Here is a 15,807-nt window from a genome sequence, read left to right on the forward strand (position 1 = left end):
AACCTGTAAGAAAGTATACAAAAGTCTTACCTCACTTTATTATCGCTTAAATTGCTCACTATGCGTATAATCTAAAAATTTAGTGTATCATTTTCATGACAATAGATGTACGGTTTCATGACAAGGTATCATTGTATTTAAATTGCCTTACAAGTTCTTTTATGCACGTTATGTGCATTTACATTAGCAAATGTGGATTCACAGTGAGGGCAGTACAATTTCTCATATGCTCTGAATATTTTTTCTTGCTGATCTTGTAAAATTCCTTGGGCTTGAAGAAGCTCTTGTTCAAGCCCTTGTTTCTCTTCGTTAGTATCAGTCAGTTCCTGATAGCAGTTGGTTGCTGCTTCCTTAGCTTCTGTAAGCTCCTGCTTCATTCTTTGTAATGCTTCGTTGAGCTTGGTAACTGTTTCGTTGGATTTGGTTACTTCCTGTTGGAAGCTCGTTAGTTGCCGTTCCTTGTTCGTAAGCGTTTCGTTGAGCAATCGGATGGTTTCCTCTTTTTGCGATAGCAGTTCGTTAGCATCTTGTAGTTTTTCTACAGCTGAGCGATTGTCTTTTACTTCATAGTATTTACCCACCAGAAGATATACTACCAGATAGTTGATACTGGCAATAAGGACTGAAAACAGATGCGCTGAAAAGATAGCCCTATTACTTTTGTCAGCAAATTCAAAAGCGTCAAAGAAGAGAGCAGTGATTCCATAGGAGCAAAATGCATAGAAAATCGTAAAAGCATGGCTTACCAGTTTGCTGTTGGTGGCAGTGAGCAATATCATTAGGTGGATGGCTACCGCCAGAAAGCCAGCAGCTACTTCTCTGGACAAATCCCCCATCTCAGCAGGGAGCAGGCCACTGATCAGGGCTTGCGATTCAAAAATCAAATATCCAAAGATGGCAAAGAATCCAATCAGGATGGGAGGAAGCGAGAAAAGTGAATCCGCTGCTTTTTCGTAGAGTTTTGTCATTCAAAAGTAGATTTTACGTACCTGTTGATCATTGATTTGTAAGAAGCCTTTAGCTTTCCAGGCTACATAGGTGATGAACTTGGTGAGGTAGTAGCGGTGGGAAAGCTTATTACTGGTAAATGGCATATAAGTGCCCCTTTTCAATAGGTCACTGCTCAACATATATTCTATACTATCACAGGCATATTCATTGACTAATTCGCAAATGTTGATATCGTGAGCTTCCAAGAGTTTATTCAAAGCCAATAAGAAGTCATGTTCATTACAGGTATGGCATGCCAGTAACCTGGGATTGTACCTACCCTCAGTATCCGTTTCAGGAAATATTTCCAGCCAGATATATTTCATGCTAGGGTTGTTCATGTTTGCTCTAGTTTGAAAGATTCATTTTGCTGCAGTTGTAGGTTATGATCAAAGTACGCTATGGCTCTCTCCAGCTTTTGTCCTTTGCGCAAGCGATAGAAATTCTTGATTTTCTCTTTTTTGACCAGTACCAGGTCTGCCTTGAAAATGGTACCTACCGGCCAATGTAAGCGAGACTTCCTGGATGCTGATACAAAAAGTAGAGGAATACGCTGGTCAGCTAATGGTTGTAACCGGACTCTGTTTTTGATCCTTACCGATTGTATGTAAACATCCAGGTAGTGCATAGTATCAGAATTTGAATTTTAAGGCTGCTTCTTCCGCCAGATTCTGAGTCCGATTGAACATCTCATTGTCAAACTTTCGGGTATCAATCCTGCTGAAGTACTTGTTTTTACAGTTCTGGTAGAAATGGATAACATGTCCTATCGGATATTCATTCTTTTCAATCAGCTCTATGCAGTACTGTAACAGATGCCTGGGATTCAGAAATGCATGTATATTAGAATCCAGTTTATCCACTTCAGAAGCCCTCCCTTGTCGGCGAAAGTTTCGCTCTATATGCTCTATAGGTTGACCTCTTTCTATGGCATCATAGAATGCGCTAAGCCATTTACTGAGCCTTTTATCTTGTAAATATTCAGGGTTTAAATAAGGCATTTTATAAGTACAAGTGACAATGGTGGTGTAGGGTGGTTGATTCAGCTTATATTCAATTTCCTTAACCGGGGTGATTCTATCACTGGGTCTCAGATAGCCTTTCACATACATTCTCAAAATGAAGTTGGTTAGTGTATTGGTAGGATCTACATTTTCGTCAAAACCTACTTTTTTGCTATATCCCGGTATCACTTTTCCATTCAGAAATCTGATCACCTGCATGTAGGTAGCATTATCGGTATCGTAGGGAGCTAATTCAAATTTTTTATTAGGCATAGTTTGCGTTAGTTAACTTATTAAAGTTTTAAAGTAAGAAAGTATAAAGGGTAGAGAACTTATGTTGAAAACATAGTTTGGGCTTAATGGAAAACTAAGTCAATCCTGAAAAAAATAGCTTTGTTGCTATTCGGACAATAAGATTCTCTTCTCGGAATTTTTTGCTATCTTGGGAGCAAATTCCGCAGTATAAATACCGCCATTGCGGACTTTCCTCAAAATCAGTTACAAGCAATTTTAAACCGGCTGCGAGTCGCTAATTTTAGGAAGTTCTATATGGCAATGAATGATTAAGGTGGCTTAATGATTTTCATTCTTAAGGTGTTTTATTGTGGATAATTAGGTCTTAAAATTTTGTGGTTTGAGACTAATTAAAGTTTTAAAGTACCAGAAAGCACTTTCTTCAATAGGAAGTGCTTTTTATATTTTCGCCCCCTGCCCTATTTTTCATCTATCTTATACTTTTTCCTTGGTACCCGTTCCCCCTTCTCATCTCTTGGTTTACTTATTTCTGATAGGGCTAAAACTATATCCAAGTCGTATACCCGTCCATGTCTTACATTCTGGATTTTAAACTTGTTAGGGACCTCCAAACCTTTCCTCTCTATGATCCTTTGAACCGGTTTGACATAGTGCCTTAAAGGAATGTGTGGTTCTATATCCTTCAAAATTCTCTTACACATCTCTATCTCATAAGGTGTTGGCATATCCCAATTATTTACAACTGTAAATAGTATTATCTTGTAGAATAAACTATTAGTAGTTATCTTGTAACAAGATATGAGCAAATATACAACTGTTAGTGTATTTTACAACCAATGGTATATAAAATATCAATAAAAGTTATGGATGAATTAGATAATCTGGGAAAACGAATACGTTTTTCAAGGAAAAAAAATGGCTTGAGCCAGGAAAAACTAGCTCAACTTTTAGGTATTACAACTAGTGGTGTAGGAAACTATGAAACTGGTAAAAGTAAACCTAGTATAGAAGTTCTTGTCAATATCAGCAATTTATGTAATGTCACCGTTGACTGGCTTACTAAAGGAGGCGAAGAACCCGACTTCAATTCAAATACCTCTTCAAGTAAGCCTATGGATAATGGTACATTCGGAGATGACATTGAAAAGCAAATGATGAGAAATGTTATTGCTGAGCTACGTAAGGATAAAGAATACCTTCAGAATTTACTGAATAATGTAACTTCGGGAAAGGATGAGGTCATTGATATTTTGGCCGAGAGTTTACCAAAAGTAATCTCTGGTTCAGTGACCCCTGTACGATACGCTCTACAATGAGGCTATAAATCAGCTAGTTAGCATGGGCAGTTCGAATCTTCTCGTGCGCACTAACACAAAAGCCTGAAGCAGGATGATCCTTGTTTCAGGCTTTTTATTTTTTTGCTCTCTCAATAATTTTTAAAATTATCATTTTTCGCTTTTCAAAGAGCACTAAGAAAGTATAATAAAATTAGCCAGATAAGCTAAACATACAAGACCAAGTGTATACTGGATAATCAAATACATAGCTCCTCCAGGATGTTCAAAATGAATCTTTTCTATGCTTAATTTTAAGCCAAAAAATATGAGAGAAGTGTAAAAAAATGACTTCATTAAAGTTGAAAACCATGTTAATGATATGCCAGTTAATATTGGTGACCTCTTAGAGATACTATTAGAAGTTTCCCTATATTTTTCAGGATTGTATATATTCTCTATCTTATATACCTTTTCATTAAGGTATGTAAATAAAAAAATATTGATGAACGTGAAAAAAAGTAAAAAAACTATCGTCCAAAGTACTATAAGTTCTTTATGGTAACCATAATCCCACCATACCCGCTGAATCCAACTTCCAAATGCACCCAATAGATAAGCAAATCCAGCTTTATCATATGTAAGCTTAAAGTGACGATACTCTTTGTCTACGTCTTCTTCTCCATCTGTAAAGCCTTTATCCCTTTGCATTTTAAGCAGTTGTTGATAGATATTGCTTAATTGGGCTTTATTATACTTTGAACTATCTGTTAAAACCTTAAATCTGGAGTAGTCAAATTTTAATTTTTGAATGTCAGTTCCATAAAGATCTATTACACATTTTTTATTTGATTGTTGTAAAGTATTAGTTAATGCATAGGTAAAATCAATTTCTTTTGCAGTCTCCACCGAATTAAAATATAGGGTATCTGGTAGTAAGCAACTATCTAATAAAACTTCGCCACCGAATTTTGCATCTGAAAAGCTTCCGCTTGAACCGAAAACAACATTTTTTAAGCTAACATTAGATTTAAAGAAAGATCTATTAAAATCAGCTTTGGAGATAAATTTTGTCTTTTCAAAAATAGCTTCAGAACCAAAATTCACACCTGTAAAATTAGCCAGCGAATCAAAATCGGTTTCCTTAAAAGACACTTCAGCTTTAAAGTCAACATTATTAAAATTAACTTCAGATTTGAAAACACCTTGTTAATATCAGCCTTTGATTTAAATGATGTTCTTCTAAAATCAGCATTAGATTCAAATAATGCATTGTTAAGGTCAACTTCATAATCAAAGTTAACTCCAACAAAACTTGCTAATGAGTCAAAATGCCCTTCTGTGAAAAGAGCAAATGAAGAAAATTGTGACTTATCAAACTTTACTCTATCATCAAAAAAGGCTCCTCTAAATGTTGAAATATGACTAAAAGTAGACCCAACAAAGTTAGCATAGGAATAAAATTCAGATTCTATGAAACTAGTATTAGAATAAAATTTAGCCCCTATAAAAGTAGCATATGAAAAAAACTTAGCTCCTTCAAAATCCACAGCGTCTCTTACTCCTTTCTTACGAAAAGTAGCATTCCTAAAATCAGCCTTGGAATCAAAATGAGACCATCTAAAACTAGCCGAGCTAGGAAAAAGTGCATCCCAAAATAAAGCTTCTTTCAAAAAGAGCGAGCTATCAAATCGAGCATACTCTAAGGTTGTTCTTATAGAGTCAACATAATATCTATAAATCTTGTATCTGCTACTATCTATCTCTTGAGCAGATGCAGTTTGAAATCCGCAAGATAATCTTACAAGTAGAACTATAGCGTAGAGATAAAAGCGTAGAACCATAATATAAGATAGTTCAAAAGAACTAAATTGTAATACTACCCCCATCATAAATGGTATAGTTCAGATAGAGTAGAAATAGATTTAATTGTGTCTTCTAAATAAAAAAAAGTTTTTTTAGGACTGATTCTACCCCAACTTCCAATCCCCTAGCCAGTTCATTAGATTTTGAGACCAGATGCTGAGGCTGGGGTTATCTAATGCCATCCCCATGCCATGGCCACCTTTAGGAAACACATGAAGCTCCACGGGCACATCGTGTTCCAGGCAGGCTGAAGCATACATCATACTATTTTGTACGGGCACCCCCTTATCATCCGCAGCATGAAAAAGAAATGCTGGTGGCGCATCCGCAGTAAGATGTTTGTGGTTAGATAACTGCTCACGCATGCTTGGCTCAGGTGTATCTCCCAACTGTGCTTTTACCGAACCTTCATGAGCGTATTCAGAAAAAGAGATGACAGGATAACCCAAAATTACCCGATCCGGTCGTGCAGTATGCTTATCTATTAAATCGTCTTCAGGCTCCTGATACAAATCAGGCTGTGTCGCCACGGTAGAAGCCAGATGCCCACCAGCGCTAAAACCCATAATAGCTACTTTCTCGGAATCCAGCTGATACTTTGCTGCATTTGCTTTAAGGAGACGCATAGCCCGGCAGGCATCCGCATAAGCTGATGGGTAGGGATCTGGAGATACCCGATAAGTTAGTACTGCTCCAACTATACCGTGCATTGCAAAAAGCTGAGCAAATGGTTGCCCCTCATGATGTGCCTGCACATGATAGCCCCCGCCAGGGCAGATTAATACTATCGGGAATTTGCGATTTTCATATCTATTGTGCTTGAGGGAAGGATAGTACAACCTAATTTTAGGTCTGTATTTTTCGTGGCTTCCATTATTTTTGGAGTCATCATCCCACAACATAATTTCTTCGCCTAAAAAAGGAGGCTCCGGGTCGCGAATGTTTTCATTTTGTACCATAGACGAAATAGCGCTTAATCCGGCAGAACCCAAAAGCAAGGATGTGCCTTGTATAAACTTTCTTCTTTTTATGCCTGCATTTGCCATTACTGATTGATGTAAGTTAGGTGGTGTACTTGTAATTTTTTTGAATAATGATCAATCACATAAGATAGTAAAATAAGCTTATCTGCTCAAAAACAATGATTTGGACGTTTTTTAAAGTTTACAACCCACTATAATTCAATACCATCAAAATATTTATATAATTATATTTTTTACTTAAATATGATAATTTATATAAAAATTATTACATTTGAAGTAAATATTCGGATTACACGCTTGTAAACCTTAATGATATGAAAAAATCACAGCAACTTATCTATAGCCTCAAATGGACATCATTGGTGCTTGTTGCCATGGTGCTTCATGCCTGTAGCGATGAGGTGATAGAAAATACCTCTCCAAAGCAGCAAAGAATAAGTGTAAACAAAAATGCGTCAGACTTAAGCAAACGGGTACGCATTCCTCAGTACGAAGAGATGCTCTCTATGTATGACGCTCCAAAGGACGCCTCAGTCAATGGACGCCTACAGTCATCTGCTGCTACTGATACAGATTATGTATTGGTGATGAGAGCAGAAGTAGATGCGCCTGTCGTAGAAAACCAGAGTCTGAGAGCCACGCACGTATTTATAGAGGGCGATAAAGCTTTTGTAAGCTACAACACAGAAGGCTCGGTATACCGTGGCGGAGTGGATATATTTGATATCAGTAACATACAGTCTCCTACGCTTATCTATCAAATGATAGTTGAGGGAACTGACTATAGTTCAGTATTTTATGCTGATGGTAAAATTTATCTGGCTGGTGCTACTGAAAATACAGAAGACTTTGATCTTAGCTCTAATGCTATTCTGGAAATAATAGAATATCCTAACAATCAGGATACAAGTTCAGTTGTAGATATCTCCAGCTTTACCGCTACCGATGTAAAAGTGAAGGGAGACTATATTTATGTGAGCTCTGGCTCGCATGGTGGCCTTACCATTCTGGATAAAGAAACATTAGAAGAGGTATCCAGCATCGCGATGGATGATACACGCTCTATTGCTTTTAACAGTCAGTATTACGCAGTGATGCAGGGTACTCCAGCTCGTATCAAAATTTACAATACTACCGACAATAGCTATGTTAATGGCTTTACTGTTGGTGGAGCCAACATCCCAGAGTCAAAATCAATATTAAATATTAGCGAAGACAAAATATTTGTACCAGCAGGCAGGGAAGGTTTGAAAATTCTGGACCTTAATAGCGGTGAGATATTAACTACTATGCCTTTACCTGAGCTTGAGGGTATTGACCAGGACCTGATCGTCACTAATGGTGTATCTGTAAATGCGGAGAAGATTTTTTGCGCTAATGGTGCTGCGGGTATGTACCTTTCAGAACAAGAGGAGGATGTACCTTCTCTCATTGGAAGTGTGGGACTGAATGCCTCCGCTAACTATGTAGAGAGTAAAGACAAAGTGATGTTTGTAGCTACCGGAACTGGAGGTCTTAAAATTATTGAGATTGTTGATTACAACCCCGGCAATGGAGACTACATTCCTGGTGACGACTACGATGATGATGGTGCACCCAAAAACTTGTGTGAGAAAGCTACTCAAGTTGACCAGGAACTGGAAAACCAGATGCTGGAAAACTTCATAGAAACAGTAAACCTCGTAGATAGAAAGCCTTCTTACTTCGCAGATGGAATAGTAACTGACCTCTTCATTGAAGAAGATACAGACCTGAAAATTACCTTCCATAGCGAAGCTACGCTTTATAAAAACACTCTGGGCTATTATATCTATGATCCGGCAAACCCTCCCAGCACTCGCGAGGATGTAGAGAATATGACTATACTCTACGCTAATGCTTCTGCGGTAGGTAGTGGTGGAAACCTTACTAAAGGAGATAAAGTATGTTTACAGAACCTGAAAGCTGGTACTGCCATAGGTTTCTTCCTGGTGACAAAAGGCTGGAATGGTTCTGAAGTTACTTCCGGAGTCTACACTCACTTTACTACCAAGCATCTGAACAACGAACGTGCTAAAGAACATCAGCAGGCCAGCCTACTCTTAAGTGCAGAAGATCATAAAATAGCTATACTATCATTTGAAGATATTCGCCTGCCAGGTGGAGATAAGGATTATGATGATGTCATCTTCTTATTGGAACCTACCAATGAGAATAGTGTTGACTTCTCTGCTCTTACTCCGATCCGATAAGGTGACAACACATTAACTACCTAAGCTGAAAAGGCCGCTCGTTTGAGCGGTTTTTTTTATTTTAGGGGCATGGCAAATATTATATCAGTCAGAGACTTTACGCCACAGTGGGGAAAGTCTTGTTTTATTGCAGAAACAGCTACCCTTATTGGGCAGCTCAACATGGGAGATTACTGTAGCGTTTGGTTTAATGCCGTAGTGCGCGCAGATGTTAATGCAATAACTGTAGGTCACCACAGTAATATACAGGATGGCGCGGTAATTCACTGCACTTACGAAAAAGCGGCCACTCATATTGGAAACTACGTTACTATTGGGCATAGAGCCATAGTACATGGTTGCACTTTGGAAGACAAAGTAATGGTAGGTATGGGCGCCATAGTGATGGACCATGCAGTAGTAGAGAGCGGCGCTATGATAGCAGCAGGAGCTGTAGTACTGGAAAATACCAGAGTGGAGGCCAATAGTATATATGCGGGAGTACCTGCTAAAAAAGTAAAAGCCATTGGTCCGGAAAACCGTGCCATGATGGAGAGAATAGCTAATAATTACACGAAATACGCCGAATGGTATAAATAGTATTTGCTGCTTATTTTCTATTTTGTTACACACTTTACCTATACCTATGAATTTAACAAAGATCTCATTTCTACTTACAATTCTCATGTCTGCCGGGCTACTCTCCTGCAATAGCGGAGCCCAGGAAAGCAACCCAGAGCAAAGCATTGAGGATAAGGCGCTCGCCTTAGCAAAAGAATATATTATTGTAGATGGGCACATTGACCTGCCCTACCGTATGCGAGTGGCTAACTTCCGGCTGGAGCGTGAGTTTGTAGACCCCTCCGTTAAAACTAATGGAGACTTTGACTACGTAAAGGCCAAAGAGGGGGGGCTGGATGCACCTTTCATGTCTATTTACATACCGGCCTCGTATCAATCCAGGTTTGACCATGAGTACGGCAGGTTTCTGGAAGGTGAGAAAAACCGCGCAAAGGTTCTGGCAGATTCTCTGATAAGTATGGTAGAAGACATTACCGAAAAGTATCCAGATAAATTTACTATAGCTACCAGTCCTCAGGAGGTAGAAGCAGCTTTCCAGAAAGGGCTTATTGCTCTGCCATTGGGTATGGAAAATGGTGCCCCTTTAGGCGATGACCTGGCCAATGTACAGTATTTTTATGATCGCGGCATACGCTACATCACACTTACCCATAGTAAGGTCAACCAGATATGTGACTCTTCTTATGACTCTACTCGTGTCTGGAACGGACTTAGCCCTTTTGGCGAAGAGGTAGTACAGGAGATGAACAAAGTGGGGATTATGGTAGATGTATCTCATATTTCGGATAGTACTTTTTACGATGTAATGAAAATCACCAAAGCTCCGGTCATTGCTTCACATTCCTCATGCAGAGAGTTTGTACCAGGCTTTGAACGTAACATGGATGATGAAATGATTAAAACACTTGCCAAAAACGGAGGAGTCATCCAGATCAATTTTGGTTCTACTTTTATAGACGACAGATCCAGAGAAAAGACCGAAGAAGTAGGCCAACATATCAGCCAGTGGTTAGAAGAAAATGGTTTAGCACGAGAAGACTCTCTGGCACAGGCCTATATTGAAAAATATATGACGGAAAACCCTACTTACTCTACAGTAAAAAAAGTAGCTGACCATATTGATCATGTGGTAAAACTTGCCGGTGTAGATTATGTAGGCTTTGGTTCTGACTTTGATGGTGTGGGTGACACACTCCCCAATGGACTAAAAGATGCCTCTGAATATCCTAACCTGATTGCGGAACTGCTCCGCAGAGGCTATACCGAAGAAGAAATTGAGAAAATTTGCTATAAAAATGTTTTTAGAGTCTGGAATGAAGTGCAAAAAGTTGCAGAAGAATTAAGCTAAAATATAATCTTTCCTATACTTTAAAGGTTATAGCTGTATGAGATTAACAATTACAGCTATAGCCTTTTTTATTTTCGGTAGTGCTTTCGGGCAGGCTCAAAATCTACAAAAACACCAGCTTCAGACGCAGTTAGGATTAAGTTGGGTAGGCGTATTTGCCAAGCTGGCAAATGAAGTAAATGTAGTAGAAGATATACGCATCAGTACAACGCCGGTGTTCCACTTTAACTATGACTATTTTATGTACGAAAAGGTAAGTCTGGGAGCAGGCTTTGGCTATCAGCGTATTAGTGCATTTTACGACGATTATCAGTACGAGTCTGATGGAGAAACCGTAACAGAAGATTTTAGCTCTACCCTCACGCGTCTGAATTTTTCTGCCAGAGCTTTGTACTGGTATACCAAAACCAAAAAACTAAGTCTTTATTCTGGTTTGCGTTTAGGAGTTTCCAATTGGTCGGCAGATACCGAAGTAGGTGATCCAAACTTTGACCCTGACCGCTATATTAACCTGGCATTGGGCGCAAATTTTGCTCCGCAGCTTATCCTGATAGGCGGTGATTTTCCTTTAGCGGAACATTTGCGAATAGGTGGAGAATTAGCTATTGGAGCCCCGTATTTTGTAAGTGGAGGTTTTACCTACAGATGGTAATCTATTTACCCACTTTGCTCATTTTACTAAGTCCGATTGCCTTTTTAATCATTTCAATCTCTACCTGCAACTGTTCATTTTCTGCTTTAAGTTGGTCTACCTCTTTCTCAAGATTTTCTTTGTTTTCTATAGTCGTAGAATGTCCAGCATTTTTAAGAATGTCAATTTCTTGCTGCTGCTCCTGTATGGCCTTCACTAATACTGGTATCAGCTCCATATAATTGATACCGAAATAGCCATCGCTCCTCTTTTTTACAAGTTGAGGGTAAATCTCCGCAAGCTCCTGAGCAATGAGCCCATAGCTGATGCCTTCACGCTTGGGGTCTTTCCACTCGTATTGGGCAGGTTGCATGTCCAGTACTTTGTTCAGACTACTGCCGAGGGGGTTAATGTTCTTTTTTAAGCGTTTATCGCTGGGTGGCACATCTTCGCTTACGGCAGTTACTCTACCTTTTGCATCTACAGTAATACTTTCAATGTAATTGCCACTACCTCCAAAAGAGCCAGCCGCGCCTACATCCGGAAGGCGATCCTGATTTAGAGTACCAGAAGCAATATTAGCTGCGTCTAAGCCAGTAATAGAGCTACCATCACCACTTATCGTTGTAAAAGCACCTGCCGCAGGTGTGCTGCTTCCAATACTAGTAGCATTAATACTACCTCCAATAATAGCTACACTATTGTCATTCTGGGTAGACATACTCCCCAGACCAAGATTAGTTCTCGCGGCAGCAGTATTGTTTAGGGTTAGCACTCCGCTCGTGTTTATTGTAGCATCACCAGAAATAGCAACACTCTGGTTGGTACCCCCACTGCCTACTATAATGTTTGCGTCAGCCAAAGGTGAAAGCTGGGTTATAGGTACTTCCAGAGCATCAGCGGCATCTACATAGCCTTTGGTTACTAAAGTATTTGTAGGGTCTGAAGCCGTGGTAACATCAGAAGTTACTTTTGCCGTAAAAGTTGCGGCCTGAGCATTGATGTTTCCGCTTGTAAGTATGTTTTGAGCTCCAAAGTCTGGATTAATTTTACTCCCCGCAATAGCGGCGCTATTGTTAATATCCGCATTTGTAATGGCTTCATCCTGGATTTTTACAGTGGTTACTGAGTTATCGGCCAGCTTTGTTGCATCAACTGTATTGTTAGCCAGTTTTACGGTTGTTACTGCATTATCCGCCAGTTTAGAACTGCTTACTGCATTGTCTGCCATTTTAGCACTGTTTACCGAAAGGTTTGCCAAATCGTTGGTACTTACCTGTCCGTCTATAATTTCGTCGCTACCTACCGCACCACTGGCAATTTCTGTAGCAGTAATTACATCAGCCTGTATTTGTACGTTACCACTTCCGTTCATGCTTACGTCCCCACCTACCGCTACGGATGATACTGAGGTACCATTGCCAACGAGTATGTTGCCGACGCCTCTTGCGTCAATGGGCGAAGGCTTATTGTCGTTATCTCCCACATAGATTCTACCCGTAGGCAAAAAGGTAATTTCAAACAGGGTCTGGTTTTCCCAAAACACGGTACCCCCACTGGTAGTAATCAGCACTTTACCGGCACCCGGTGAATTTATATCTTCTGTAAGTATGCTATTATTAGCTATTTTTTCTGAGTTGACAGCATTGTTAGCAATTTTGCTGGTATTTACGGCCTCTTCTGCTATGCTAAGGTTAGGGAAGGTACCCTCAAGATCACCTTCTGCAAGCGTAGAAGTAGTAATATCATTTGTAGAGTCAGCATCCCCGGTGTTGATTATTTCGCCATTTTCCAGTACTTCTATTCCTGCCCCTCCTATAAGATCGTTGGCTACAGAACCACTTACTATTGGCTGCCACTGATCGTCCATCCAGTAATAAAAAGTCTTCTGGTCCAGATCAAATACCATAAGTCCGTTTTCGTCAGCACTTAGGTTAGAGGTAAAAGCATTGTCTGTTCTTTGAGAGGTGGTTAGGCCAGGAATGAGCAGCCCCTGATTGCCATTGGGGGCTACTATCTGAAGCGCCGCATTTGCATTAGGTTGGTTAGTACCTATGCCTACATTGCCTTGTGTAAGGCCAAGCTGAATGCTCAAAAGATAAACAGCGGAGAGTAGCCATAAACGGTTAAATAATTTGTTTCTCATATCATCATCGGATTACTCCTTCTACAATTTAGCATTATTTCAATATTTTGCGTACTAAGTCAGCGTTCACTTTCTGAGCGTACCTGCATCTGATAAAATAAAGTGGGAGCCTTTTCATATGCCCACTCATAAATACGAATAGGTTTGTAGGCTTGCAAATCGTTACTGTTTAATCCATTCAGGTTTTTGATTTCCTCCAGACTCATACCCGTTTCGTTGGATAAGGTGTAGAGTGTAACCTGAGGTCGCAGCATACGCGTTACTATTTCAGGCTCATAGGTCAGGTTTTTACCAATAACATAAAATTCTATGCGCCGATTAAGCTGCTGGCTTATTAAAGAGTTTGAAGAAGCGATAGCCGTAGAAACCCCTTTAGCATTAAAAACCAGGGCCGAACGGTCTACTCCTCTTTCTACCAGATAGTCAAATGCTGCCTGCCCCCGGTTTCTGCTTAGTTGCAGGTTGTAAACATCATTACCGGTACTATCCGTAAAAGCATTGATTTCTATAACTGAGGAAGGGTGTTGTTCATAAAATTCAACCAGTTGGTTGAGTGCTACTTTAGCCTCATTTCTTAGATATGACTGGTTGAAATCAAAGTAAATATTTTCAAAATGTATGGTGGTAAAGTCGTCGCCATAACCAAAAACTCTTAAATTTTCTATGCGGTACTCCTGCACATCATTTTCTGCATCGGCATAACGAATCTGATAAGATGTTGAAGCTTCCAGATTGACAAAGCGAAATTCCCCATCTTCATTACTGGTAGTAATTTTTATGATGCTCCCCAGTTCATCCAAAAGATAGAGGTTGAGGGTCGCAGCCGGAACATTGTTTTCGTTCCGGTGATACACCTTTCCACTAATCTCTACCTGTTCGTCATTACTTACCTGGTAGGTAGAAAAAGAGATCAGGAGATTATCTTCAGACAATGTATCTTCACTGTTGACTGCCTGCGTAAGCACAGCCGCTCCCTGCTGCAGAGACTGTTTATCGCGCAGCTGTTCCAGAAGAATATCGTTTACGTCTGCGCTTAATACAAAACGGGAAGAGCCGTTTCTCAGGTAATCCTGACCGCTAGACCGCATAACCGTCAGGTTGTGCTCTTCCGCATCCAGCAGAGGGCTATAGTCAGTTATCATACCCTCAAAAGTAGCTAACTTCTTGCTTCCTGCTTTACTTAGGGCTTTCTGCTCTCCCTGAAGTAGGTGATCCCAAGAAAAATCAGCAGCTTTGGTAAAAGTGTAAATATCAAAATCTCCAAGGCGGTTGCTAGCTAGATAGCCCCTGGCATTGCCAAATACCAGAAAACAATCATCCTGACTGGAGTTAAATGGAGGAGCTAATGCAGTAGGTTCAGCCTCCTGCGCAGCACGTATTCTAGTAAGGTATAAGTCCATTCCCCCCATTCCCTGCCAGCCATCGGAAGCAAAAATTAAAAGATCGCCTTTCGCATAATAAAAAGGGCTAATTTCATCTTGAGGTGTATTGATGTAACTTCCGAGATTTTTGGCTGCCTGCCATCCAGACGCTTCGTTTTTAATGCTCATCCAGAGATCGGCTCCTCCTTTTCCTCCTTTGCGATCAGAGCTAAATATTAAGGTATCGCCACTCGCAGATACTGCCGGATGCTTACTGTTGGAGTCTTTTAAATTGATGGCATCACCTAAAGGACGTGCTTCCTGCCACTTTCCGTTTTTCCACTCAGACACATAAATTTTGCAAAGATTAGCATTAATGCCGCAGCGAGTAAAATAGTAAGTTTTCTTGTCGGCAGTGAAAGATCCGCTCGCATCTGACCACCGAGTGTTGAACTGACGGAAACGAGCTTCGGATGTGAGGTCTTTCCATCCGGTGCTATCCAATTGCCATACGTACTGATCAGAAAAGCCTTCTCCTGATCTGTAGCTTATCTCACCCTTGTCTGCCAGTCGTGTAGAGCTAATAAGTAAGGAAGAATCGTGAAGGTATATCGCCGGAGCAAAATCCTGAAAGCTAGAATTGATTGGCTCTCTAAGCTGAGTAAGTAAGTTCTGACGTTCAGCACTTTGCTGTGCGATCAGTGCCTGAACACAACCAGCCTCTTCTTTTTTAGCTTGTACAATGTATTGGGTATTTACTTCTTTCGGATTATTAAGAAATTGCTCATACCAGTACAATGCTTCCTCATACTTTTGCTGATAGTTTAGCGTCTGTGCATAGTAATACGTTGCCAGAGGAAAATTAGCGGAAGCCTCTTTTACCACTTTAGCGTAGTATTTAGCAGCTTTAGCATAAGAGAACAGATTGCGGTAACTTTCTGCCAATTGGTAAGCAGCCCGATAATGCAGGCTATCAGCTTTCAGCACTTTCTGATAGGCTATTGCCGCACGATAGTACTGCTGAGCTTCGTAATATCGATCTGCCTGACTGACACTCTGCCCTTGTACTGGTACGGAAAGGATAGCGAAGAAACTTACCACCAGGACTCCGATGCTTTTTTGAAGCTTAGCTATGTAAGGATGTGGCATTCTCATAC

At 40.1% G+C, this 15,807-nt stretch carries 15 protein-coding genes; 5 read left to right on the plus strand and 10 right to left on the minus strand.

The features are described 5' to 3' along the window. Positions 1 to 137: 137 nt before the first annotated feature. The 5 genes from PZB74_RS02115 to PZB74_RS02135 all read right to left on the minus strand — a co-directional run bounded on the left by PZB74_RS02115 (position 138) and on the right by PZB74_RS02135 (position 2,974). A complete protein-coding gene (locus PZB74_RS02115; RefSeq protein ID WP_302240352.1) occupies positions 138 to 968 on the minus strand; it encodes an MFS transporter in 831 nt (276 codons plus the stop codon). After that, positions 969 to 1,331, minus strand: coding sequence for a hypothetical protein (locus PZB74_RS02120; RefSeq protein ID WP_302240354.1), 363 nt, complete (start codon positions 1,329 to 1,331; stop codon positions 969 to 971). Further along, complete coding sequence (locus PZB74_RS02125; protein ID WP_302240357.1) at positions 1,328 to 1,618, minus strand: hypothetical protein; 291 nt, start codon at positions 1,616 to 1,618, stop codon at positions 1,328 to 1,330. Before PZB74_RS02125 ends, PZB74_RS02120 begins: the two co-directional genes overlap by 4 nt. 4 nt (positions 1,619 to 1,622) lie before the next feature. Continuing rightward, on the minus strand, positions 1,623 to 2,267 hold the full coding sequence (locus PZB74_RS02130; RefSeq protein ID WP_302240358.1) for a hypothetical protein: 645 nt from the start codon (positions 2,265 to 2,267) through the stop codon (positions 1,623 to 1,625). A gap of 440 nt (positions 2,268 to 2,707) precedes the next feature. Continuing rightward, the gene (locus PZB74_RS02135; protein ID WP_302240359.1) at positions 2,708 to 2,974 is read right to left on the minus strand and encodes a hypothetical protein; all 267 of its coding nucleotides are present in this window, start codon (positions 2,972 to 2,974) and stop codon (positions 2,708 to 2,710) included. Positions 2,975 to 3,112: 138 nt separating this feature from the next. On the opposite strand from PZB74_RS02135, the gene PZB74_RS02140 reads away from it, so the two are divergent. After that, the gene (locus tag PZB74_RS02140; protein WP_302240360.1) at positions 3,113 to 3,565 is read left to right on the plus strand and encodes a helix-turn-helix domain-containing protein; all 453 of its coding nucleotides are present in this window, start codon (positions 3,113 to 3,115) and stop codon (positions 3,563 to 3,565) included. A 153-nt stretch (positions 3,566 to 3,718) separates the two neighbouring features. Here the strand turns inward: PZB74_RS02140 and PZB74_RS02145 are convergent, their stop codons facing one another. The 3 genes from PZB74_RS02145 to PZB74_RS02155 form a co-directional block, all read right to left on the minus strand. Next, complete coding sequence (locus PZB74_RS02145) at positions 3,719 to 4,678, minus strand: pentapeptide repeat-containing protein (protein WP_302240361.1); 960 nt, start codon at positions 4,676 to 4,678, stop codon at positions 3,719 to 3,721. Then, positions 4,627 to 5,415, minus strand: coding sequence for a pentapeptide repeat-containing protein (locus PZB74_RS02150; RefSeq protein WP_302240363.1), 789 nt, complete (start codon positions 5,413 to 5,415; stop codon positions 4,627 to 4,629). Before PZB74_RS02150 ends, PZB74_RS02145 begins: the two co-directional genes overlap by 52 nt. Before the next feature lie 78 nt (positions 5,416 to 5,493). Continuing rightward, positions 5,494 to 6,435, minus strand: coding sequence for an alpha/beta hydrolase (locus PZB74_RS02155; RefSeq protein ID WP_302240364.1), 942 nt, complete (start codon positions 6,433 to 6,435; stop codon positions 5,494 to 5,496). 251 nt (positions 6,436 to 6,686) lie between these two features. Here PZB74_RS02155 and PZB74_RS02160 point away from each other — a divergent pair, with 251 nt between their 5' ends. From PZB74_RS02160 to PZB74_RS02175, 4 genes are all read left to right on the plus strand, one after another. Then, entirely contained in the window at positions 6,687 to 8,603 is a 1,917-nt protein-coding gene (locus PZB74_RS02160; protein ID WP_302240365.1) for a DUF4114 domain-containing protein, read from the plus strand. Between the two features lie 69 nt (positions 8,604 to 8,672). Further along, complete coding sequence (locus PZB74_RS02165; protein ID WP_302240367.1) at positions 8,673 to 9,182, plus strand: gamma carbonic anhydrase family protein; 510 nt, start codon at positions 8,673 to 8,675, stop codon at positions 9,180 to 9,182. A 46-nt stretch (positions 9,183 to 9,228) separates the two neighbouring features. Beyond that, positions 9,229 to 10,512 (plus strand): dipeptidase, encoded by a 1,284-nt coding sequence (locus PZB74_RS02170; RefSeq protein WP_302240369.1) that lies wholly within the window; start codon positions 9,229 to 9,231, stop codon positions 10,510 to 10,512. A gap of 37 nt (positions 10,513 to 10,549) precedes the next feature. Beyond that, positions 10,550 to 11,164 (plus strand): hypothetical protein, encoded by a 615-nt coding sequence (locus tag PZB74_RS02175; RefSeq protein WP_302240370.1) that lies wholly within the window; start codon positions 10,550 to 10,552, stop codon positions 11,162 to 11,164. 1 nt (position 11,165) lies between these two features. On the opposite strand, the gene PZB74_RS02180 is transcribed toward PZB74_RS02175, so the two are convergent. Beyond that, positions 11,166 to 13,289: a phage tail-like protein gene (locus PZB74_RS02180; RefSeq protein ID WP_302240371.1), complete on the minus strand. Its 2,124-nt coding sequence runs from the start codon at positions 13,287 to 13,289 to the stop codon at positions 11,166 to 11,168. A 59-nt stretch (positions 13,290 to 13,348) separates the two neighbouring features. Continuing rightward, positions 13,349 to 15,799, minus strand: a complete 2,451-nt coding sequence (locus PZB74_RS02185) for an OmpA family protein (protein WP_302240372.1) — start codon at positions 15,797 to 15,799, stop codon at positions 13,349 to 13,351. Positions 15,800 to 15,807 lie beyond the last annotated feature (8 nt).

Source organism: Porifericola rhodea (genome assembly GCF_030506305.1).
Lineage (GTDB): Bacteria > Bacteroidota > Bacteroidia > Cytophagales > Cyclobacteriaceae > Catalinimonas > Catalinimonas rhodea.